The organism is uncultured Roseibium sp. (assembly GCF_947494555.1).
Classification (GTDB): domain Bacteria; phylum Pseudomonadota; class Alphaproteobacteria; order Rhizobiales; family Stappiaceae; genus Roseibium.
On sequence record NZ_CANLVF010000003.1, the window covers coordinates 766293 to 786584 of the forward strand.

19 protein-coding genes are annotated in these 20292 nt (G+C 57.9%); all 19 read right to left on the bottom strand.

Annotated elements, in window-relative coordinates; translation table 11 throughout:
* Nucleotides 1-7 precede the first annotated feature (7 nt).
* The 19 genes from infB to hslU all read right to left on the bottom strand — a co-directional run bounded on the left by infB (nucleotide 8) and on the right by hslU (nucleotide 20292).
* Nucleotides 8-2752: a translation initiation factor IF-2 gene (infB, locus tag Q0915_RS18245; protein WP_299476616.1), complete on the bottom strand. Its 2745-nt coding sequence runs from the start codon at nucleotides 2750-2752 to the stop codon at nucleotides 8-10.
* A gap of 41 nt (nucleotides 2753-2793) precedes the next feature.
* Complete coding sequence (locus Q0915_RS18250; RefSeq protein ID WP_299476619.1) at nucleotides 2794-3417, bottom strand: RNA-binding protein; 624 nt, start codon at nucleotides 3415-3417, stop codon at nucleotides 2794-2796.
* 90 nt (nucleotides 3418-3507) lie between these two features.
* Nucleotides 3508-5163: a transcription termination factor NusA gene (gene nusA / locus Q0915_RS18255; RefSeq protein WP_299476622.1), complete on the bottom strand. Its 1656-nt coding sequence runs from the start codon at nucleotides 5161-5163 to the stop codon at nucleotides 3508-3510.
* Nucleotides 5164-5235: 72 nt separating this feature from the next.
* Nucleotides 5236-5829, bottom strand: a complete 594-nt coding sequence (gene rimP, locus Q0915_RS18260) for a ribosome maturation factor RimP (RefSeq protein ID WP_299476625.1) — start codon at nucleotides 5827-5829, stop codon at nucleotides 5236-5238.
* A gap of 286 nt (nucleotides 5830-6115) precedes the next feature.
* Complete coding sequence (locus Q0915_RS18265) at nucleotides 6116-6802, bottom strand: tRNA (guanine(46)-N(7))-methyltransferase TrmB (RefSeq protein ID WP_299477090.1); 687 nt, start codon at nucleotides 6800-6802, stop codon at nucleotides 6116-6118.
* A 91-nt stretch (nucleotides 6803-6893) separates the two neighbouring features.
* Nucleotides 6894-8066: a methionine adenosyltransferase gene (gene metK, locus Q0915_RS18270; RefSeq protein WP_299476628.1), complete on the bottom strand. Its 1173-nt coding sequence runs from the start codon at nucleotides 8064-8066 to the stop codon at nucleotides 6894-6896.
* 109 nt (nucleotides 8067-8175) lie between these two features.
* Nucleotides 8176-8583, bottom strand: coding sequence for a helix-turn-helix transcriptional regulator (locus tag Q0915_RS18275; protein ID WP_299476631.1), 408 nt, complete (start codon nucleotides 8581-8583; stop codon nucleotides 8176-8178).
* Nucleotides 8584-8773: 190 nt separating this feature from the next.
* Nucleotides 8774-10390, bottom strand: a complete 1617-nt coding sequence (gene lnt, locus Q0915_RS18280) for an apolipoprotein N-acyltransferase (RefSeq protein WP_299476634.1) — start codon at nucleotides 10388-10390, stop codon at nucleotides 8774-8776.
* A 63-nt stretch (nucleotides 10391-10453) separates the two neighbouring features.
* Nucleotides 10454-11686: a hemolysin family protein gene (locus Q0915_RS18285; protein ID WP_299476637.1), complete on the bottom strand. Its 1233-nt coding sequence runs from the start codon at nucleotides 11684-11686 to the stop codon at nucleotides 10454-10456.
* Nucleotides 11687-11725: 39 nt separating this feature from the next.
* Nucleotides 11726-12241 carry an rRNA maturation RNase YbeY gene (gene ybeY, locus Q0915_RS18290; protein ID WP_299476641.1) on the bottom strand — a complete coding sequence of 172 codons (516 nt, stop codon included), beginning with the start codon at nucleotides 12239-12241 and terminating at the stop codon, nucleotides 11726-11728.
* Between the two features lie 15 nt (nucleotides 12242-12256).
* A complete protein-coding gene (locus Q0915_RS18295; protein WP_299476645.1) occupies nucleotides 12257-13318 on the bottom strand; it encodes a PhoH family protein in 1062 nt (353 codons plus the stop codon).
* An 81-nt stretch (nucleotides 13319-13399) separates the two neighbouring features.
* Nucleotides 13400-14872, bottom strand: a complete 1473-nt coding sequence (miaB, locus tag Q0915_RS18300; RefSeq protein ID WP_299476649.1) for a tRNA (N6-isopentenyl adenosine(37)-C2)-methylthiotransferase MiaB — start codon at nucleotides 14870-14872, stop codon at nucleotides 13400-13402.
* Between the two features lie 139 nt (nucleotides 14873-15011).
* A complete protein-coding gene (locus Q0915_RS18305) occupies nucleotides 15012-15878 on the bottom strand; it encodes a lysophospholipid acyltransferase family protein (RefSeq protein ID WP_299476653.1) in 867 nt (288 codons plus the stop codon).
* Nucleotides 15871-16320, bottom strand: coding sequence for a Fur family transcriptional regulator (locus Q0915_RS18310; protein ID WP_299476656.1), 450 nt, complete (start codon nucleotides 16318-16320; stop codon nucleotides 15871-15873). Before Q0915_RS18310 ends, Q0915_RS18305 begins: the two co-directional genes overlap by 8 nt.
* Before the next feature lie 45 nt (nucleotides 16321-16365).
* Complete coding sequence (gene rimI / locus Q0915_RS18315; protein WP_299476659.1) at nucleotides 16366-16854, bottom strand: ribosomal protein S18-alanine N-acetyltransferase; 489 nt, start codon at nucleotides 16852-16854, stop codon at nucleotides 16366-16368.
* Nucleotides 16851-17528 (bottom strand): tRNA (adenosine(37)-N6)-threonylcarbamoyltransferase complex dimerization subunit type 1 TsaB, encoded by a 678-nt coding sequence (gene tsaB / locus Q0915_RS18320; RefSeq protein WP_299477092.1) that lies wholly within the window; start codon nucleotides 17526-17528, stop codon nucleotides 16851-16853. Before tsaB ends, rimI begins: the two co-directional genes overlap by 4 nt.
* Before the next feature lie 152 nt (nucleotides 17529-17680).
* Entirely contained in the window at nucleotides 17681-18238 is a 558-nt protein-coding gene (locus Q0915_RS18325; protein WP_299476663.1) for a NifU family protein, read from the bottom strand.
* Between the two features lie 186 nt (nucleotides 18239-18424).
* Nucleotides 18425-18919, bottom strand: coding sequence for a universal stress protein (locus tag Q0915_RS18330; protein WP_299477094.1), 495 nt, complete (start codon nucleotides 18917-18919; stop codon nucleotides 18425-18427).
* A gap of 68 nt (nucleotides 18920-18987) precedes the next feature.
* Nucleotides 18988-20292, bottom strand: coding sequence for an ATP-dependent protease ATPase subunit HslU (hslU, locus tag Q0915_RS18335; RefSeq protein WP_299476666.1), 1305 nt, complete (start codon nucleotides 20290-20292; stop codon nucleotides 18988-18990).

Here is a 20292-nt window from a genome sequence, read left to right on the forward strand (position 1 = left end):
CCGGCGGTTAGAGCGATCTTGCGATCTGCTCAACCCGGAAACATTCGATGATGTCGCCCGGACGCATATCCTGATACTTCACGAAGTTCATGCCGCACTCCTGTCCGGATTCGACGGTCTTGACCTCGTCCTTGAAGCGCTTGAGCGTGCCAAGTTCGCCTTCGTGGATGACCACGTCGTCGCGGATGAGGCGCACGTTCGCGCCGCGTTCCACGATCCCCTCGGTGACAAGACAGCCTGCGACCTTGCCGACCTTCGAAATGTGGAAGATCTCCTTGATCTCCGCATTGCCGAGGAAGGTTTCGCGCCGCTCCGGCGACAACAGTCCGGACATGGCAGACTTGATGTCGTCGACGAGATCGTAGATCACGTTGTAGTAACGGATCTCGATACCGTCGCGGGAAGCAGCTTCACGGGCCTGCTTGTTGGCGCGCACGTTAAATCCGAGGATCGGTGCATTGGACGCAGCCGCAAGCGTTATGTCGCTTTCGGTGATGCCGCCGACGCCCGACAAAAGGATCCGGGCTCCGACCTCATCGGTTCCCAGCTCGTTCAGCGCATGTGCGATCGCTTCTGCCGATCCCTGCACATCCGCCTTCAGCACCAACGGGAACTCCTTGCGGCCGGATTCCTGCAGACGGTTCATCATCTGCTCGAGCGAACCGCGGGCGCCGGATGCAACTACCGAAGCTTTTTCGCGGATCTGGCGCTGACGATAGTCCGTGATTTCGCGCGCACGGGCTTCGTTTTCCACGACCGCGACAAGATCACCGGCGGCCGGCGTTCCCTGGAAGCCAAGCACTTCAACGGGCTTTGCCGGACCGGCTTCCTTGACCTGCTTGCCATTCTCATCGAGCATGGCGCGGACACGGCCCCACTCGGAACCGGCGACGAGAATATCACCCGGCTTAAGCGTACCCTTTTGAACCAGAACGGTCGCCACGGGTCCGCGGCCACGATCCAGCTGCGCTTCGATGACGATGCCTTCAGCGGTCCGTTCGGGATTGGCCTGCAACTCCAGAACCTCGGCCTGCAGCAGGATCATTTCCAGCAGCTTGTCGAGATTGGTGCCATTCAGGGCCGAGACTTCCACGTCGATGATATCACCGCCCATGGATTCGGTAACGAGTTCCTCGCTGAGCAGTTCCGTGCGCACACGGTTCGGGTCAGCACCGGGTTTGTCGATCTTGTTGATTGCAACAATAATCGGAGCCTCGGCGGCCTTTGCGTGCGCGATCGCTTCCTTGGTCTGGGGCATGACGCCATCGTCGGCGGCCACAACCAGAATGACGATATCGGTCGACTTGGCGCCGCGGGCACGCATTTGCGAGAATGCCGCGTGGCCAGGCGTATCGATGAAGGTGATCTTCTGACCATCCTGATCGACCTGATAAGCGCCGATGTGCTGCGTGATGCCGCCTGCTTCTCCCGAGACCACCTTGGATTTACGGATCGCGTCGAGAAGAGAGGTCTTGCCGTGATCGACGTGACCCATGATCGTCACCACCGGAGGACGCGCTTGCAGTGTTTCTGCGTCGTCTTCCTTGGTGAAGAGGCCTTCTTCAACGTCCGCCTCGGAGACACGCTTCACCGTGTGTCCCATTTCCTCGGCGATCAGCTCTGCCGTGTCGGCATCGATGACGTCGTTGATCTTGAGCATCTGGCCCTGCTTCATGAGCAGCTTGATCACATCAACAGCGCGCTCCGCCATACGGTTGGCGAGTTCCTGGATCGTGATCGCTTCAGGAAGCGTGACTTCGCGAGAGATCTTCTCACGCACAACCTGCTGCTGGCCCCGCTTGGCTTTTTCCTGACGGCGGCGCATCGAAGCAAGTGAGCGCGCACGTTGCCCGTCATCTCCGCCTGTCGCAGCAGAAATTGTGAGCTTCGACCGCCTGCGGTCTTCACCGCCCCTTGGTCGGGTCGTGGGCGCCGGAGCCTGTTTCGGACGCTTGACGGCGCGGAGCCCTTTGTTGGCACGATCGTCTTCGGCAGCTGGCTGCGCGTCCGGTTTCGGTCGTGCCGGAGCCGGTGCGTTACGCTTGCCCATGTCGTCCAGGCTACGCGGCTTGTTGCCGTTGGACGGTGCCGGCCTGCGCGCAGGTGCCCTGGCAGCATCGGCTCTTGCCGCCTGAGGCGCTTCTTCCACTGCAGCCTGTTCGGCTGCCGGCTGTGTCGGCGCTGCCGCGGAGCTTTCTTCCACCTTGGCAGTTTCAGCAGCCTGCAGTGCTTCTTCCGCTTCACGCTTGGCGCGCTCTTCGGCTTCGACCTTGGCGCGTTCTTCTTCTTCCGCCTTGCGCAACGCGGCTTCCGCTGCGAGGCGCTTCTCATCTTCAGCGCGGCGCTTACGCTCTTCGACTTCCCTTTCCTTGGCCATCTGAAGTGCAGCCGCGCGTGCAGCCGCTTCTTCCTTGGTCAGGGTGCGAAGCACGTTGCCGTTGCCTTTCTGACGCTGACCAGAAGCGGCGCGGCGCGCCTGCTTGGCGGCCTGCGGGTCGGGCTGTTGCGGCTTGCGCGGCGCTTCAGCCGGTTTGTCGAGACGCTGCGTCGTCGGCGCCGGCGCTTCCGGTTTCGGTTCCTGGCCCGGAATTACAACACGGCGCTTCTTCTTTTCCACGACGACGGCCTTCGACCGGCCATGCGAAAAGGACTGGCGAACAGTCCCCTGATCGCCGCCGCCCCGCTTGAGGCCGAGCGTCTTGCCACGCTCAACGCTGATTGTCTTGTCGCCTGGATTTTTCGTATCGCTCATATTGCCTTCAGTCCTGCGCAACCGCCCTGCTATGCGTTGCTCTATTCGTCACTTGCTGCGGAATAACCGCGAAATCGTTCAATGTCACGCACTCGTGCAAGAAAGTTTTCGCTCGCCTGCCCTGCAAGCAGTGCAGCATGTATCACATTTGACCGGCCCAATGCCAAATCCATTTGGGTCGAATTGAACAAACGGACGATTTGACACCCGTTTGCCAGTTCTTCTCTTGCGGCGACCACAGCCGCCAGTTTTCGTATCCCATCCTCGGCCGCATCCGAGGCGTGGATCAGTCCCGCAACGGCGTCCCGCCGCAAGGCTGCGTCTACTTTTGCGTAACCAGTGACGAGTTCACCGGCCTTGCGCGTCAGGGAAAGCGCCTGAAGCGCTGCCCGTTCAAGGAGCGCATCGACGCGATCTGCCAGTCCCGGTTCTGCCCGGGCTTCACATTTGAACCCCCGGCCAAACACCTTCTTCCGGTTCTTTTCTGCTGCAACGACACTTTCTCTCGTTGCCGTTACCCAAACGCCGCGCCCCGGAAGCACGCGTTTCAGGTCCGGAACCACCTCGCCCTCGGGATCGAGCACGAACCGGATCAGCAAATCGATCGGGTGAACCTCCCGCGTCACGGCGCATTGCCGTTCGGTTGGTTCATTCTTCCTTGGCACGCCGTTACTCCTTCGGACCAGTCGGACTCAATCCGGTCCGTCGGCGGTCAAACGATCAATTCACTTCCAAGCCTGAGGCCTTCACCTCATTCATCCATTCAAAATGGCACCCGCCGGTGCTTCTTCTTCAGCCGTTTCCAAGACGTCGACAACGTCTTCCTCGATTTCCTCTACCTCAGCCGCCTGCGCGGCCAATTCTTCTTCCGTGACCCAGCCAGCGGCAAGACGTGCCGCCATGACAACGTTTTCCGCGTCCGCACGGGACAAGTCGAAAGCAGACAAAGTGCCTTCAAACCGCTTGGTTTCTCCGTCCTTGCGCTCCGTCCAGCCGACAAGGTCGTCCGCTGCGCACCCTGCAAGGTCTTCCATTGTCTTGATGTCGTCCTGACCAAGAGCGACGAGCATCGCCGTGGTCAGTCCGTCGATCGCGCGAAGATCGTCCGAAACTCCGAGCGCGATGCGTTCTTCATCGAGCTTGGCTTCCAGTTCGCCGAGATAGTCGCGGGCACGCGCCTGAATCTCAACAGCGGTATCGTCGTCGAAGCCTTCGATCATGGAGATTTCCTCAATCTCCACATAGGCGACTTCCTCCACGGAGGTAAAGCCTTCGGTCGCAAGCAGCTGACCCACCATCTCGTCGACGTTGAGAGCTTCCATGAACAGCTGTGAGCGTTCCAGGAATTCCTTCTGGCGACGATCCGATTCTTCCTGTTCGGTCATGATGTCGATCGCCCAGCCGGTCAGCTGAGAAGCGAGGCGAACGTTCTGGCCGCGCCGACCGATCGCAAGAGACAATTGGTCATCTGGAACGACAACTTCAATACGTTCCGCATCTTCATCAAGAACGACTTTTGCAACTTCGGCAGGCTGCAACGCGTTGACGATAAATGTTGCAGGCTCCTCGTTCCACGGAATGATGTCGATCTTCTCGCCCTGCAGTTCGCCGACAACAGCCTGAACGCGGCTGCCGCGCATCCCTACGCAGGCGCCGACCGGATCGATGGACGTGTCCTTGGAAATCACCGCGATCTTCGCGCGTGAGCCCGGGTCACGGGCAACGGACTTGATTTCGATCACACCATCATAGATTTCAGGTACTTCCTGCGCAAAAAGCTTTGCCATGAACTGCGGATGGGTCCGTGACAGGAAGATCTGCGGCCCACGCTGTTCGCGGCGCACATCGTAAATGAATGCGCGAATGCGGTCGCCCGTCCGGAAGATTTCGCGAGGGATCAGTTCGTCCCTGCGTACAATGCCTTCACCGCGTCCGAGATCGACGATGACATTGCCGTATTCGGCACGCTTGACGACTCCGTTGATGACATCGCCGACACGATCCTTGAACTCATCGTATTGCCGGTCGCGTTCAGCTTCGCGCACCTTCTGGACGATGACCTGCTTTGCAGACTGGGCCGCGATACGTCCAAAATCGAGCGGCGGCAGCGGCTCGGCGATAAAGTCACCGAGGCTTGCTTCAGGATTGCGAGCCGTCGCATCGCCAAGCGAGATCTCCGTGGAGACGTTTTCAACGGTTTCGACCACCTGCAGGAGGCGTTGTAAACGGATCTCGCCGGTCTTTGGATTGATTTCAGCGCGCACTTCGGTTTCGGTGCCGTATCGGGAACGGGCCGCCTTCTGGATCGCGTCTTCCATTGCATTGATCACGATCATCCGGTCGATCGACTTTTCCCGGGCGACCGCGTCAGCAATTTGCAGCAGTTCCAGCCGATTCGCGCTGATTGCCATATTCCACTCCTCTTGCGCCAGCTTCATGCCTTGGTCGTTGTGGCGCGTTTGTCTTGGCCCCGAGCCGGATGCTCAGTTGGGCGTGTTGTCCTGTGTCAGGTCATCTTCCTGGCCACGGGCTGCGAGTGCAGCCTTTTCCGCCTGAAGAGCCGCGGTAATCAAATCGTCTGTCAGTACGAGCTTGGCTTCACCGATATTTTCAAGCGGCAGCAAGACGGTATCGTTCTCACCCTCGCGCGCATCCGGCACGCGCATCTGCGCCGCACCGTCCTGCGCTCCAAGCAGCGTACCGCGAAACCGTTTGCGGCCGTCCAGCATGACCTCCATTTCGACCTTCAGCTCGTGGCCGGCCCAGCGATCGAAGTCACCGGGGCGTACAAGTGGGCGGTCAATACCGGGGGAAGAAACTTCCAGGTGATAGGCCCGGTTGATCGGGTCCTCGACGTCCAGTGCCGGAGAAACAGCCCGGCTGATCGTCTCGCAATCCTCCACCGTCATCGTGCCGTCCGGACGCTCAGCCATGATCTGCAATGTGCAGCCATTGGCCGCGCTGATCTTGGTGCGCACAAGACGATAGCCGAGATCTTCGATCACCGGCTCAACAATCGCGGCAACACGGGCGTCAAGGCCCTGCTCCGTAACAATTCTTGGTTCGTGTGCGCTCACACTTGGCTCCTGTCAAAACCGTTTCCGGTCATAAGCATCAGATGCGCCCGATTGTCGGTCTACATGAGGCTATCCTGCTTCGTTCGTTGCTTCCGGCCTGTACTTAAGCAAAAAAGAGCGGGTCCCCGGCGGGCCCACTCTCAAAGTGCTCTGATTAAGCCGTTTGAGGTGAAACACCGGCTGTATAACGCCAAAGCCTGCCGGAAAGCAAGTCTCCCGAACCGAATCCCAAAAAGAACTTGATCAAATATCGGCAGCGCATGATTGCCGGCGATGCAGAGACCGGTCAGATGCGCCGGAAAGTCAGATACCGCCCAATTCGGCCTTCGCGAATTGCCTTGGCTTCATATCGTGTCCCGGGCCACCCCTGCCACGGCTCCTTCCAGTCGCGCGCTCTTTCGGCACTCCATTGGAATGCCTCGTGATCGCGCAAATGCCGCAGCGTCCAGTCCACATAGGTATCAATGTCGCTCGCGAACCTGAGTTCACTGCCCGGTCGCAAAACGCGCGCATAGCGATCCAGATTCTGCCGATTGATAAAGCGCCGTTTCCAGTGCCGCTTCTTTGGCCAGGGATCAGGGTAAAGCTGATAGGCAATATCGAGAGACGCGTCCGGAAGCCAGTCCAGCACATTTACCGCGTCATCCTCATATAACCTGACATTCCGCAGACCTTCGTCGACGACCGCGGCGAGTGCCTTGGCCATGCTGCCAACAAAAGGTTCAATTCCGATGAAGCCGGTTTCCGGACTTGTGCGGGCCCTGTGCAGCAGATGCTCGCCTCCACCAAAGCCGACTTCCAGACAGACAGTGTGCACGTCAGCGTCAAATAGGTCTTTCACATCGGAGGGGGCGGCTGCATTCAGGTCGAGCGCCAGACGCGGCAGCTCCTTTTCCATCAACGCTTCTCGGCGCGGACTCAATGGCTTGCCCTTGCGGCGGCCAAAAAACGAACCTTCGTAACGGTCTGTCATCTTGAACAAGTAAAGTCTTAATCAAGCAGACCGCCGGCGCATTACCGGCGATCCACTCCATGTTCCCGGGTTCTGTTCGCTTTGAACAGATTTATCCAGCAAGCGGACGCAGCGCGTCGACGAGATCGGTCTTTTCCCAGCTGAAGCCGCCATCGGCGTCCGGCTGACGGCCGAAGTGGCCATATGCAGCGGTGCGCTCGTAGATGGGGTTGTTGAGCTTCAGGTGCTCGCGAATACCACGCGGACTCAGACCCATGACCTCACGAAGTGTTGCTTCCAGCTTTGCTTCGTCGCAGCGTCCGCTCTGGTGCAGGTCGACGTAGACCGAGAGAGGTTCGGAAACACCGATTGCGTAAGACAGCTGGATCGTGCACCGGTCCGCCAGATCTGCCGCCACAACGTTCTTTGCAAGATACCTGGCTGCGTAGGCAGCAGAGCGGTCGACCTTGGTCGGGTCTTTACCGGAGAAAGCGCCGCCGCCATGTGGTGCCGCGCCGCCATAGGTATCGACGATGATCTTGCGTCCGGTGAGGCCGGCATCGCCATCAGGACCGCCGATCACAAATGCACCCGTCGGGTTCACGTGCCATGCGGTTTCACCGCTGATCCACCCGTCCGGGAGCGCCGTGCGGATGTAGGGCTCGACAATCCTGCGAACGTCTTCGGACGTCAGCGCCGGATCAAGGTGCTGCGTCGACAGCACGATTGAAGTCGCTGCGACAGGCTTGCCGTTTTCGTAGCGGACCGTTACCTGGCTTTTCGCATCCGGGCCGAGAACCGGCTCCTTGCCGGACTTGCGCGCTTCAGCCAAAATCTGGAGAATCCTGTGAGAATACAGGATCGGGGCCGGCATCAACTCTTCGGTTTCACGGCATGCATAACCGAACATGATGCCCTGATCGCCAGCGCCCTCGTCCTTGTTGCCGCCAGCGTCCACACCCTGCGCAATGTGCGCGGACTGTGCGTGCAGATGAACCGCTACGTCGCAATTTTCCCAGTGGAAACCATCCTGCTCGTAGCCGATATCCTTGACGGCCATGCGCGCAAGATGGGCGATGTATTCGTTGGTGATGCTCGCCGGTCCACGCGTTTCGCCTGCAATGACGATTCGATTTGTCGTTGCCAGGGTTTCACAGGCAACACGCGCTTCGGGCATTTCTTTGAGATAAGCGTCGACAACTGCATCGGAAATGCGGTCGCAGACTTTGTCCGGGTGCCCTTCAGAAACAGACTCGGACGTGAATAGATAATTCTGACGTGCCATTGGCGATCGTCCTTCTGGGAATGAATATAACTGAAGCGGCAAATGACATTGCCGCTTCAGGTGCATCAATCTTAGATGTTTTTCGCCGCGTCAAGCGCAATATGAAAAATTATCGGTCGTCACCTGCCAGCGAACGCACAAGATCTACAATGCGGCGACGTACCTTCGGATCCTCGATCCGCACAAAGGCCTTGTTCAAAGACAACCCTTCAGAAGATGACAGGAAATCGACGACATAAGAGGTCGGCTGGGTTTCTCCAAACCCTTCAGCTTCCTCCGGCGTACCCGGAGCGTCCTCGAAAAAGAATGAAACCGGAACCTTCAGAATGGTCGCAATGTGCTGCAGGCGGCTGGCACCGATACGGTTGGTGCCCTTTTCGTATTTTTGAATCTGCTGGAAGGTGATGCCAAGGCTTTCACCCAGTTTTTCCTGGCTCATACCGAGCATCATCCGCCTCAGGCGAACTCGGCTACCTACATGTATGTCTATCGGGTTTGGAGACTTCTTACTGGGCATGTACGTCGCTCTTTCTTTTTCTTGCGGCGAATGTCCGCTCGTTTTCGATTGTACAAGTTCCCCTTAGTCCTCCCACGAGACCTTGGAGATTGAAGCAAGCCCGCAACCCCTCACTTGTACATGAATCAACCTTCAATCGGCTATTTCACGGTTGTATCACACTTTAATCACTCAACTCAAACAAAAAATATCAATTTTTACGCGAGTAGCGGTTGTATTTCGATAGACCCGCAAATACAACAAGCACTATTGAAATAAACAACACGGGAAGATCGCCAAAAATCCCGTAGAAAGTTCTGCCTAACCTCTGTGGAAGCTTGGCATCGAGCACACCGCGCTCAAAAATTACCAATTCCTCAACGACAGCTCCGCGTCCATCCACGACAGCCGATATCCCGGTATTGGCCGCCCTGACCAGCGGAAGACCGGTCTCGATAGCGCGCATGCGCGCCTGAGCAAAATGCTGATACGGTCCGGGTGTGCGTCCGAACCATGCGTCGTTGGTCACATTGAGCAGAAACGAACTCTCTCCTGCAGCAGAAGCGATTGCGGCGGGGAAAATGGCCTCGTAGCAAATCAGGGGTAGAAACGGGTACCGCTCGGAGGTTGTCAAAACACGTTGCTGATACCCTGCTTCGAAACCTTCCAAGGGACCGGCGAGATTTGAAACTCCCAGTCTTTCAAGCAAGTCCCTCAGCGGCACGTACTCGCCGAATGGCACCAGCCGGACCTTGTCGTAAAATCCTTTTATCGTGCCATTACCCGCAACGACAAAGACGCTGTTGAAATACGCTGGACCGGAGGGTGAGTTTTCGGCACGCACCGCTCCGGTGACAAGTTCCGTATTCGCGCCAAGCACGTTCCCAATCCGAAACAAGGCCCCCGGTTCCTGCGTCAGCAGAAAGGGCAGCGCCGATTCGGGCCACACCACAAGTCTGGGCGCTCCGACGCGGGCGTCGCCGCCAAGCGGGCGTTCGGTCATGTCCAGATAAGTCTGGAAGATTTCATCCTTGAGTTCGGGGCGCCATTTGTCTTTTTGATCGATGGCAGGCTGAATTATTCGTATGTCAAGATCGGTATTCTCGGTTTCGACGGTCCAGATCCGCACCGAACCGTACACCGCAATAACGCCCAATGCCGTGACGGCGATCGCCAAAGCCCTCAATCGCGCGCCGATCGGTTTGACGTCAGCCAGAACGGCCGGCGCCGCGCCGATAGCAACGACAAGAAACGACAAACCGTAAATTCCTACCAGGCTCGCAGGTTGCGCAAGGGGCAGATAGTCGGAAACACCGTACCCGAAGGCATTCCACGGAAAGCCGGTCAGAACATGGCCCCGCAACCAGTCGGATAGCGTGAGACAGGCCGCGAGCAACAGGACCCGGCGGAAACGGTCGCTCCAGAGTAACGCAGCAATTGCAACACCAACGCCCGAAAACAGCGCCAGACCGGCGGGCATGGCCAGGACCGCGAAAGGCATCAGCCAGGCAAACCGCTCCGCCTCCACGAGAAAAGCCGAACCGATCCACCAAAGACCTGCGAGAAAGTACCCGAAACCGAAGAGCCAGCCGAGAAAGAACCCCGCGCGCGCATTTGCCCAAGACTTGCCTGTACCCGGCTCAAGTGCTCCGTCCAAAGTCCAGACGAGTGCGGGGAACGTGATCAGAAAGATCGGCAGGAACGCGTAAGGCGGCATTGCCAGTGCGGTCAAGGCCCCGCAAACCACACAGAGAAATCGCCGCTGCCAACCCCAAGCCAGCAGGAAGGTGTTTGGCAGGACCGAAAGTCTTTGTGATAGCCAATGCATGAAAACCGCCCCCCAAGCTAGCCTTGGAGAGTTGTCGGCTCATCGCGGGCCGGTCAAGGGCAATTATCCCGAACGCTCGCCCAATTCACTGCGTATATCGCTGTCCTGCGGTGCGGCAGACTCCTCGCCGCTTGTATCGGTACGCTGTTCTGACGGGCTGTCTTGCGTATTCGCACCGGGCTTCTTCTGTCGCCGCCTGAGATCCTGAGCGCGCGGCTCAGCGCGCCTTCTGCGGATTTTGAGGCGTTTGATCCGCCGCGGATCGGCATCCATGACTTCAAATTCAAATCCGGGGACTTCACCTGGAACAAACAAAAGCTCTCCGCGAACCGGCACGCGGCCGATCGAGACATAAAGAAGGCCGCCCAGCGTATCGACGTCCTCCGAAATCTCGCCATCCGTCAGCCGCGTTCCTAGCGCCCCGTCCAGATCTTCCAGCGGCAGCCGCGGATCAGCGATCCATACGCCATCGCCGGCCGACACGAGCATTGCCTCTTCATCCTCATCATGCTCGTCTTCAATGTCACCAACGACTTCCTCGACCAGATCTTCCAGGGAGACAAGCCCGTCAGTGCCGCCATACTCATCTATCACGAGCGCCATCTGAATTCGGCCGGCCTGCATTTTCGCCATGAGATCGGTTGCGGGCATGGAGGGCGGAACAAACAACAGGTTCCGCAAAAGATCCGTATCCTTCAGCGTGACCGACAGATCGACACAGGACAGATCCAGGTCCGGTAAATTATGACCTTTGCGCGCCGAACCGTTGTCCGGCTGGTCGTTACCTGACCCTTCGTCAACGCCATTTTCCACAGCAGTTGCAACGCGGCGCCGAGCACCCCGCTCCGCGATAAACGCCATCAAATCCTTGATGTGGACCATGCCGCGCGGATCATCCAGCGTGTCTTCATAGACCGGCATACGGGAATGACCGCTTTTTTGGAAAAGCTCCATGAGCCGGCTGAGACTCGTGTCAAGGTCGACCGCGTCGATGTCAGCGCGCGGGATCATGACATCGTCGACGCGCAATTCACGCAGCCGAAGAATGTTTCCGAGCAACAAACGCTCTTCCGGCGAAAACGCAGCGTCATCGCTCACTTCCCGGGCAAGCTCGTCTTCCAGATTTTCACGCAGGCTCGAAGACTGGCGCCCCAAGCGCAGGATGCGTTTGAGATTGTCGAGAAAGGCCGCAGTCCGCTGCGGCTTTATCTGTTGCGGGTCTTCTCCTTCCGGAGACTGTCCGGAACTTGCGGGCTTCCGCTCTCCCGCCGGACTTTGCGTTTCAACTGCGCTCATCATCTATCAATACAAGAACATTGTGCCTCATGATGCCACTTAACCGCCATCGGCCACAAGGGCACTGTCGGCGTAAGGGTCATCGATGTCAATTGACGCCAGGACCGCCTTTTCAAGACTTTCCATCAGCTCGGCTTCCTCTCGCTCCTGATGATCATAGTCGAAAAGGTGAAGCAAACCATGAACCGTCAGATGGGAAAGATGGTCCGAGAAATCAACTCCTAATTCCTGTGCTTCCCGCGAAATGGTCTCGCAGGCAAACACGATGTCGCCCAGCAAAGGGCCGTAGGTTTCGTCATTCGGGTCACTGCCCGGAAAAGACAGAACATTTGTCGGTTTGTCCTTGTCGCGCCACTCGCCGTTCAATTTGCGGATCGCTTCATCGTCGGTGAACAGAAGCGAGATTTCCGAATTATCCAGAACCTTGAGGTCTGCTTTTGCAAAGCAGGCGTGAATTGCGCGCAGAACGACCTCGCGCAATTCATCTTCAGACGGCCACCGTCCCGCCTCAATCGTCAGATCGACGGCAACTCCCTCTGGCAATGCGTCGGTCATATCGGCACTGAACCCTCAGGATGCCGCAGCTTTGCGCGACCGGGGCGGTGTTTCATCATTTTCAGCTTCACGTCGGCGCTCGTTGTAACGGCGCTCACGGGCTTCGGATTCCTCGCGTCCCGCGTTGTCGTAAGCGGTCACGATCCTGCCGACAAGTTCATGACGCACGACGTCGGTTTCGTTAAAGCGGATGTGTGACACAGCCGGAATGTCCGTCAACAAGCCGAGAGCTTCGCGCAATCCGGATTTCTGCCCTGCCGGAAGATCGATCTGGCTGGGGTCGCCGGTGACGATCATCTTTGACCCTTCACCAAGCCTGGTGAGAAACATTTTCATCTGCATCGAGGTCGTGTTTTGGGCCTCATCGAGAAGAACAACCGCGTTTGACAATGTCCTGCCGCGCATGAACGCGAGCGGTGCGACCTCGATCATCCCTGACTGCAGTCCCCTGTCGACCTTTTCGGCCGGCATCATCTCGTATAGCGCGTCGTAGATCGGGCGCAGATAAGGATCCACCTTGTCTTTCATCTCGCCGGGCAAAAACCCCAGTCGTTCGCCGGCCTCTACAGCCGGGCGCGACAGGATGAGGCGCGCGACGTCACCGCGCTCCAGCAAGGCGGCCGCGTAGGCCACGGCGAGAAAGGTCTTGCCGGTGCCGGCGGGCCCCGTTCCGAAAATCAGATCGGCCCTGTCCATGGACCTGATATAGGCATCCTGGGTCGGCGTGCGCGCAACAATGGTCTTGCGCCGCGTGGCAATCTGGGCAAAGGCCAACCTTGATTTCGGCTCCAGTGTCGGCAGCGGCAGTTGTGCATCGGCCGCTGCGGCCATGCGAAGAGCCCCGTCGACGTCGCCGGGATGAACTTCCTGGCCTTGAAGAAGACGCTGATAGAGTGCTTCAAGCGCTGTGCGTGCCTGGGCGCACCCGGCCCGAGAGCCCTTAAGGGTGACCTGGTTGCCACGGGCAATCGCGTCGATCCCGAGCCGCTGCTCGATCAGCGCCAGGTTCTGGTCGAATTGGCCAAAAAGATCGCCAATCAGCCGATTGTCTTCAAATGCAAGAACGATATGAGTCATGTCGGATGCCGAACCGGCAGGTGATGATTGATCTGATTGCTTGCGTGAAGAAGAACTGTCGCGCGTCAAAAGACGTCTCCTTTAGACCACCGTGGCCGGGACCGGCCGGGCTTTCTGGGTGGTATCTTGCCTGTCAATAAGTTGCCCGAACAGCGAATTAGATCCGATCTCAACGATTTCCACCGCTTGTATCGAGCCGATCAGGTCGTCGGGCGCATCCAGCTGGACGGGCTGGAGCCAGGGTGACTTTCCAACGAGCTGGCCGGGATTGCGGCCCTTCTTTTCCAATAACACGTCGCAGATCATTCCCAATCGGGACGCGTTGAAAGCTTTCTGCTGTTCGCTCACCAGCGCCTGTAGCTCTGCAAGGCGGGCCGACTTCACGTCTTCGGGCACCTGATCTTCCATCGTGGCACCTGGGGTTCCCGGACGCTGGCTGTATTTGAACGAGAACGCAGACCCGTATTCGACACGCCGGATCAGATCCATGGTGTCTTCAAAGTCCTGATCCGTCTCGCCCGGAAACCCGACGATGAAATCGCCTGAAAGGGCAATGTCGGGTGCAGCTGCACGGATCCGGTCGATCAGCCTGAAATACTCCTCGCGCGTGTGACGCCGGTTCATGGATTTCAGGATCTTGTCGGATCCGGACTGCACCGGAAGATGCAGATAGGGCATGAGGCTCTTGAGGTCGCGATGGGCCTCGATCAGATCGTCATCCATATCGCGCGGGTGGCTTGTGGTGTAACGCAGCCGGTCAAGTCCGCCGATCTCCGACAAACGGCGCAGCAAACGGCCCAGGCCCCACGTCGAACCGTCGGGTGCCTCTCCGTGATATGCGTTGACGTTTTGCCCCAGCAACGTCACCTCACGCACGCCGGAAGCTGCCATACGCTCTGCTTCGGTGACAATCTGTTCCACAGATCGCGACACTTCTGCGCCGCGCGTATACGGCACAACACAGAATGTGCAGAACTTGTCGCATCCTTCCTGGACCGTCAGGAACGCGGAGGGAGCACGTTTCAGCACATGCTTTTGCGCACGATCGGAGAGGTGATCGAATTTCGCATCAATATCGAATTCGGTTTCGACCACCTTCTTGCCGCCGCGTGCCTTTTGCAGAAGGTCTGGCAACTGATGATAGCTTTGCGGGCCGACGACAACGTCGACGATGGGCGCTCGCCTTGAAATCTCTTCGCCTTCGGCCTGTGCGACACAGCCGGCGACACCGACCATCATGTCCTTGCCGGATTTCGCCCGCTCTTCCTTGACTTTCCGGATACGGCCCAGTTCGGAATAGACCTTTTCCGCGGCTTTTTCACGGATATGGCAGGTATTGAGAATAACAAGATCGGCGTCTTCCAGATCATGGGTCGCCTCAAACCCCTCGGGTGCCAGAACATCCGTCATGCGCTCGCTGTCATAGACATTCATCTGACAGCCATAGGTGCGCACAAAGACCTTGCGCGTGTTGCTGGCAGTGTTTGAACTGGAGTCACTTGCGGAAACGGCGGATGGGGTCGTTTCGTTATCTGCTTCCGGGCGGCTTGTCATTCGCTCCTCATGGCCCTGTTCGGTCGGCCGGCATGTCATGGTGATATGGTGCCTTGCGGTCTGTCGGTCCAACACGCGACCGGGACAAAACGTTGTCGCCGGTCACTCAAACAGGTTCACCGTATGACGGCACTCAAATTCAGGCGCCAGCTTTAACGGGTTTTTCCTCGTTTGAGAAGAACTCAGACGCTTCGATTTCGCTTAATTCCGGCCGCTCGACCGGCTTTTGAAGCAAAGAGGCGACCGTCAGGGATCTGACTTCATTCTCAAGCTGCCGCGTAAGCGCCTTTCGGTCCGTGGATTTGTCGACAAGGACAGGTTCGCCCCAAGTCACAATAACGTCCAATGCACCGCGCGTGAAAATACCCCACAAGTGCCCGGGGAGCTCCATGTCACCGTACCAGGCGACATGCGGACGATGCGCCCTGCCCATGGGAAGACCATAGAAACCCTGATAGGCGACAGACAGCGGCTGTACCCAGACCTTTGTGTCCCCGTTTTCGCCGAGCGCTCTTGTGGCCGCGCCCAGAAGGGCGGAGCGGAAAGGCAGAACGCAGTTGCCGTCATTCGATGTCCCCTCCGCGAACAGAACCATCGCGTCGCCCGCAGCCATACGTTCGGCAATCTCATCGGCAACCTGACCAGTTTCCGTTCGCCTGGTCCTGTTCACAAAAATCGTTCGTTGCAATTTTGCAAGCAAACCGAATATCGGCCAGCCGGACACTTCGGACTTCGCGATGAAAGAGAGCGGGATCAGAGAACCGAGAACGGTAATGTCGACCCAGGATGCGTGATTTGCGGTGATGAGCAAGGGTCGATCCAGGGCCGGAGCGCCAACCTGTTTCACCTTGATGCCAACAAGACGCGACGCAATCCTGTGCCAGATCAGCGGAAGATGTCTTTGAACCGGGAGACGCAGCCTGATGGAAACCCATTGAAGGGGAATCAGAACCAGCGAGACAAGCGTCAGAACAAAGATAATGAATCCTGCCTTGACTTCAGCCATCGCCCTTTTCACCCTTCGAGGACGAGAGCGGAACGCCGTAAAGTTCCAGCCGGTGATCAACGAGTTTGTAACCCAGCTTCTTGGCCATGAACTCCTGCAACGCCTCGATTTCCTCGCTGCGGAATTCGATCACGCGGCCGCTGCGCAAATCGATCAGATGATCGTGGTGTTCATCCGGCACCGTTTCATAGCGCGACCGCCCGTCCCTGAAGTCGTGGCGTTCGATCATCCCGGCGTCTTCGAAAAGCTTGACAGTGCGATAAACAGTGGAAATGGAAATTCCAGGGTCGATTGCGACCGAGCGGCGATAAAGTTCTTCGACGTCTGGATGATCGTCGGACGCTTCTTCGATGACCGTTGCAATGATGCGGCGCTGTTCGGTCATGCGCATGCCCTTTGCAACACACATTTCCGCCAGCGTTGTTTGCCGCTCGTCCGTCATTTCATCGCCACCTGCTGGTTGACTGGAATTCTCGTAACACAGCGATTAGCGAAGATCGATACGCATGACAAGCGCCGTGCCGTCGCCTTCGCTGTTGCCGTAATAACCTTTTCGCTGGCCAACTTCCTTGAAGCCCAGGCCCCGATAAAGAAGCAATGCGGCTTCGTTGGCAGCGTCAACTTCCAGAAACAGGTGGCTGCATCGTTCGCTGTAAAGACGGAAGAGACCTGCTTCCATCAGCTTTTTGCCGATCCCGCGGCCGCGTTGTCTGGGATGCACGGCGACCGTGATGACTTCCGCTTCGTCGGCCACTCTTCGCAGGATCAAAAAACCGAGCGGTGCGCGCGTTCCGTACGGGCTGGCTCGGCGGGCAACCAGAATAGACGTTCCCTCCTGCGCTTTCATCCGCGCAAGGTCTTCGGTATTCCATTTGTTTGCGAACGAGGCGGCGTGGATATCGGCAATCTTCGGCAGATCCTCGTCCAGCGCCTCTTCCACAACCGGCGGCTGGGTCCAGAACCACCAGAAACTCATTGCCGTTCAATCCTTCCCCTGGTTTGCGGTGTCGCATCGGGTGGCCGCAGGTAGAGCGGCGAGGGCGTACAAATGACCGGATCTGCAAGAAGCCCGAGTTCGGCGACTTCCCGAATTCCCGGAAACGCCGACCGGGACACGATCTGTTCCAGCGGCAGACCCAACGAAGATGCGACCGAGTCCGCAGCCGACCCCGCCAACCTTATGCGCTTCGATGTCGTTGCTGCAAGATCCGACAAAGTGCGAACGGCGGCATCGCCGATCGTATCGCCAAACGGCGTAAACTCTTGACAATAGACCTCCTCCCCCTTGCCTGTCAGTGCAACAAGCAATGGTCCGCCGGCATCCCTGGGCGCAGAGGAGCGGGCAATTGCCGCGAGTGTCGTAATGCCGACCACGGGCTTACCAAGAACAAGTCCGAAGCCGCGCGCAACCGAAAGACCGACCCGCAGACCGGTAAAACTACCCGGGCCGACCGTGACCGCCACCCGGTCCAGATCTGAAAATGCAGTGGATGTCTCGGCCATGACTTCGCCGATCATGTCCATCAGCCTTTCAGCATGACCCCGGCCAATTTCCTCCCCGATTGAGTCAAAACAGGCGGTGTCTTTTCCGTCGTCGAGAACGGCGGCAGCGCAATTGGAAAGGGCTGTGTCTATGGCAAGTACACGCATACTCAATGCCACTACCTTGGACGCGGTCCGGAGTCGAGCCGAGCTTTGGGCCTAAGTCCAATTGAGGGCTTGCGTTCCACAAAGAATGGTGTAGCGAAATAAAAACGGCCCGGCGTGGCAACCGGACCGTTGAAAACACTCGGAAAACCCGATCAGATCGGTCGAACTTCCTCAACTTCCGGCACGAAGTGGCGGAGCAAATTCTGGATCCCGTGCTGCAAAGTTGCCGTTGAAGACGGACATCCGGCACAAGCACCACGCATGGAAAGATAAACGATCCCTTCCTTGAACCCCTTGAACGTGATGTCGCCACCATCCTGTGCAACAGCCGGACGGACACGTGTTTCAAGGAGTTCCTTGATTGTGTTGACGGTCTCCTCGGTGCCTTCATCGAAGAATTCCCCTTCCTCGATGTCTTCGACCTGGCCGGCGGCCATGACCGGTTGCCCGGACATGAATTGTTCCATGATGACGCCGAGAATTGCCGGCTTCATGTGCTGCCAATCCGTCTCGTCCTTGGTGACGGTTACAAAGTCGTGGCCAAAGAACACTGCTGCGACACCCGGCACGTCGAAAAGCTTTTCGGCAAGTGGTGACGCCCCGGCATCCGCGCGCGTGCGGAAATCGTACGTGCCTTCCGGCAAGACAACGCGGCCCGGCAAAAACTTGAGCGTGGCCGGATTGGGTGTTGCTTCGGTCTGAATGAACATGTGTTTCGTCCTTGCGTTTCAACAACGCGTCCTGAGGTCCAGTGTTCCGCGCCTCTCTATCATCGCAAAACACCGATGGGTTTTTGTACCCCATCTTGAAGCAGTTTGGAATAGTTAAAAACTAGATAGTCTTTAACACCGCAAGATCAAGCGCATCCTGCACATTTGAGCCAGTTTTCACTCGCTTTAGGCCAACGCGTCAATCGAATCGTCATCGAGGTTGCCAGGAACGATCGTGACCGGAATCGGAAACGTACCAGCGGATTTTCCGGCAATGGAGGAGACAAGCGGCCCGGGCCCTTCTGAACCGGTGCTCGCGGCCAGCACAAGGATCGCGATGTCGGCATCGGCCTCGATCAGTTCGAGTATCTCTTCGGACTTGGAACCTTCACGGACAACCGTCTCCGGCTCGGTTCTGGCGACCGACCTCACGCGCTCGCCCGCCTTGGCAAGCGTTGCCTCGGCCCCTTCAAGAGCTTCGGCGCGCATAATGTCCTCAACTCCCAGCCAATGCTGGAAGTCTCCCGGTGCGATCACGAACACGAGCGTGACCACGCCGCCAGTGCGCGCAGCCCGCTTCGCCGCATAGACGATTGCCCTGTCACTCTCGGGCGTTTCATCAACCACGACCAGAAACTTCCGGCGGTGGCCTTCTTCGTTGCTTTTGCGAATAGCTACCATAGGCGCATGCTGCCATCGCCGCGCGCGCATCGCAAGCGGCGAAATCGCCGCTTGCATCAGCTCTCATTTTACAGAATGAACTTCGAGAGATCGACGTTCTTGGCAAGGTCGCCGATATTTTCATTCACGAAATCCGCTGTGATCTCAATGGTTTCCCCTGAACGATCGGGAGCGGTGAAGGAGATCTCGTCAAGAATGCGTTCCATGACGGTCTGAAGACGCCGGGCACCGATGTTTTCAACAGATGCGTTGAGATCAACCGCCACGGAGGCAATTTCCTCAATCGCATCTTCGGTGAAGGCCAGATTGACCTCTTCAGTTTGCATGAGCGCCACATACTGCTTGATCAGGCTCGCTTCGGGTTCTGTCAGGATGGCCCGGAAGTCATCCTTGTTGAGCGCCCTGAGTTCAACCCTGATCGGCAGGCGGCCCTGCAGCTCCGGAAGGAGATCCGAGGGCTTGGCTACGTGAAACGCACCCGAGGCAATGAAAAGAATATGATCGGTCTTGACCGGGCCGTGTTTGGTGGAAACGACCGTCCCCTCGATCAGCGGCAGAAGGTCGCGCTGAACGCCTTCACGGGAAACATCGGCTCCTGCCCTGCCTTCTCTTGCACAGATCTTGTCAATCTCGTCCAAAAACACGATACCGGAATTCTCCACGAGCGTGATCGCCTCTTCGACCACCTTGTCCTCATCGAGCAGCTTGTCCGATTCTTCGTTGATCAGAAGAGCGTAGCTTTCGCTTACAGTCGTGCGCTTGGTCTTGGTCTGGCCACCGAAGGCTTTCCCGAGAAGGTCCGACACATTCATCACACCGACGCTAGCGCCCGGCATCCCCGGCAGGTCGAAACTCGGCATCTGCGCCTGCGCGCGCACTTCGACCTCGATTTCCTTGTCGTCCATTTCGCCATCGCGCAATTTCGTGCGGAAACTCTCTCGGGTCGCAGGGCTCGCGTTTGCGCCGACAAGGGCGTCCAGGACACGCTCTTCCGCGAGGACATGCGCTTTCGCCTTCACCTCGTCACGCTTTTTGTCCCTGACCAGCGTGATCCCGGCCTCAACCAGATCTCGGACGATCTGTTCCACATCGCGGCCGACATAGCCCACTTCGGTGAATTTTGTTGCCTCGACCTTGGAAAAGGGCGCGTTCGCAAGCTTGGCAAGACGGCGCGAGATTTCTGTCTTGCCGACACCGGTCGGTCCAATCATGAGAATGTTCTTCGGCAGAACCTCTTCGCGCATCTGACCCTGAAGCTGCTGACGACGCCAGCGGTTGCGCAAGGCAATCGCGACCGCCCGTTTGGCGTCCTTCTGGCCCACGATATAGCGGTCGAGTTCGGAAACGATCTCGCGCGGTGAAAAATCGGTCAT

Bases quoted from the DNA above. Each gene is read 5' to 3' on its own strand.
- hslU (WP_299476666.1), bottom strand. From the start codon at position 20,292: ATGACCGATTTTTCACCGCGCGAGATCGTTTCCGAACTCGACCGCTAT.
- nusA (WP_299476622.1), bottom strand. From the start codon at position 5,163: ATGGCAATCAGCGCGAATCGGCTGGAACTGCTGCAAATTGCTGACGCG.
- Q0915_RS18330 (WP_299477094.1), bottom strand. From the start codon at position 18,919: ATGGTAGCTATTCGCAAAAGCAACGAAGAAGGCCACCGCCGGAAGTTT.
- Q0915_RS18265 (WP_299477090.1), bottom strand. From the start codon at position 6,802: ATGACAGACCGTTACGAAGGTTCGTTTTTTGGCCGCCGCAAGGGCAAG.
- metK (WP_299476628.1), bottom strand. From the start codon at position 8,066: ATGGCACGTCAGAATTATCTATTCACGTCCGAGTCTGTTTCTGAAGGG.
- lnt (WP_299476634.1), bottom strand. From the start codon at position 10,390: ATGCATTGGCTATCACAAAGACTTTCGGTCCTGCCAAACACCTTCCTG.
- Q0915_RS18295 (WP_299476645.1), bottom strand. From the start codon at position 13,318: ATGACTCATATCGTTCTTGCATTTGAAGACAATCGGCTGATTGGCGAT.
- infB (WP_299476616.1), bottom strand. From the start codon at position 2,752: ATGAGCGATACGAAAAATCCAGGCGACAAGACAATCAGCGTTGAGCGT.
- ybeY (WP_299476641.1), bottom strand. From the start codon at position 12,241: ATGACCGACGCATTGCCAGAGGGAGTTGCCGTCGATCTGACGATTGAG.
- tsaB (WP_299477092.1), bottom strand. From the start codon at position 17,528: ATGCGTGTACTTGCCATAGACACAGCCCTTTCCAATTGCGCTGCCGCC.
- rimI (WP_299476659.1), bottom strand. From the start codon at position 16,854: ATGAGTTTCTGGTGGTTCTGGACCCAGCCGCCGGTTGTGGAAGAGGCG.
- Q0915_RS18310 (WP_299476656.1), bottom strand. From the start codon at position 16,320: ATGACGGACGAGCGGCAAACAACGCTGGCGGAAATGTGTGTTGCAAAG.
- Q0915_RS18285 (WP_299476637.1), bottom strand. From the start codon at position 11,686: ATGAGCGCAGTTGAAACGCAAAGTCCGGCGGGAGAGCGGAAGCCCGCA.
- Q0915_RS18305 (WP_299476653.1), bottom strand. From the start codon at position 15,878: ATGGCTGAAGTCAAGGCAGGATTCATTATCTTTGTTCTGACGCTTGTC.
- Q0915_RS18275 (WP_299476631.1), bottom strand. From the start codon at position 8,583: ATGCCCAGTAAGAAGTCTCCAAACCCGATAGACATACATGTAGGTAGC.
- Q0915_RS18325 (WP_299476663.1), bottom strand. From the start codon at position 18,238: ATGTTCATTCAGACCGAAGCAACACCCAATCCGGCCACGCTCAAGTTT.
- miaB (WP_299476649.1), bottom strand. From the start codon at position 14,872: ATGACAAGCCGCCCGGAAGCAGATAACGAAACGACCCCATCCGCCGTT.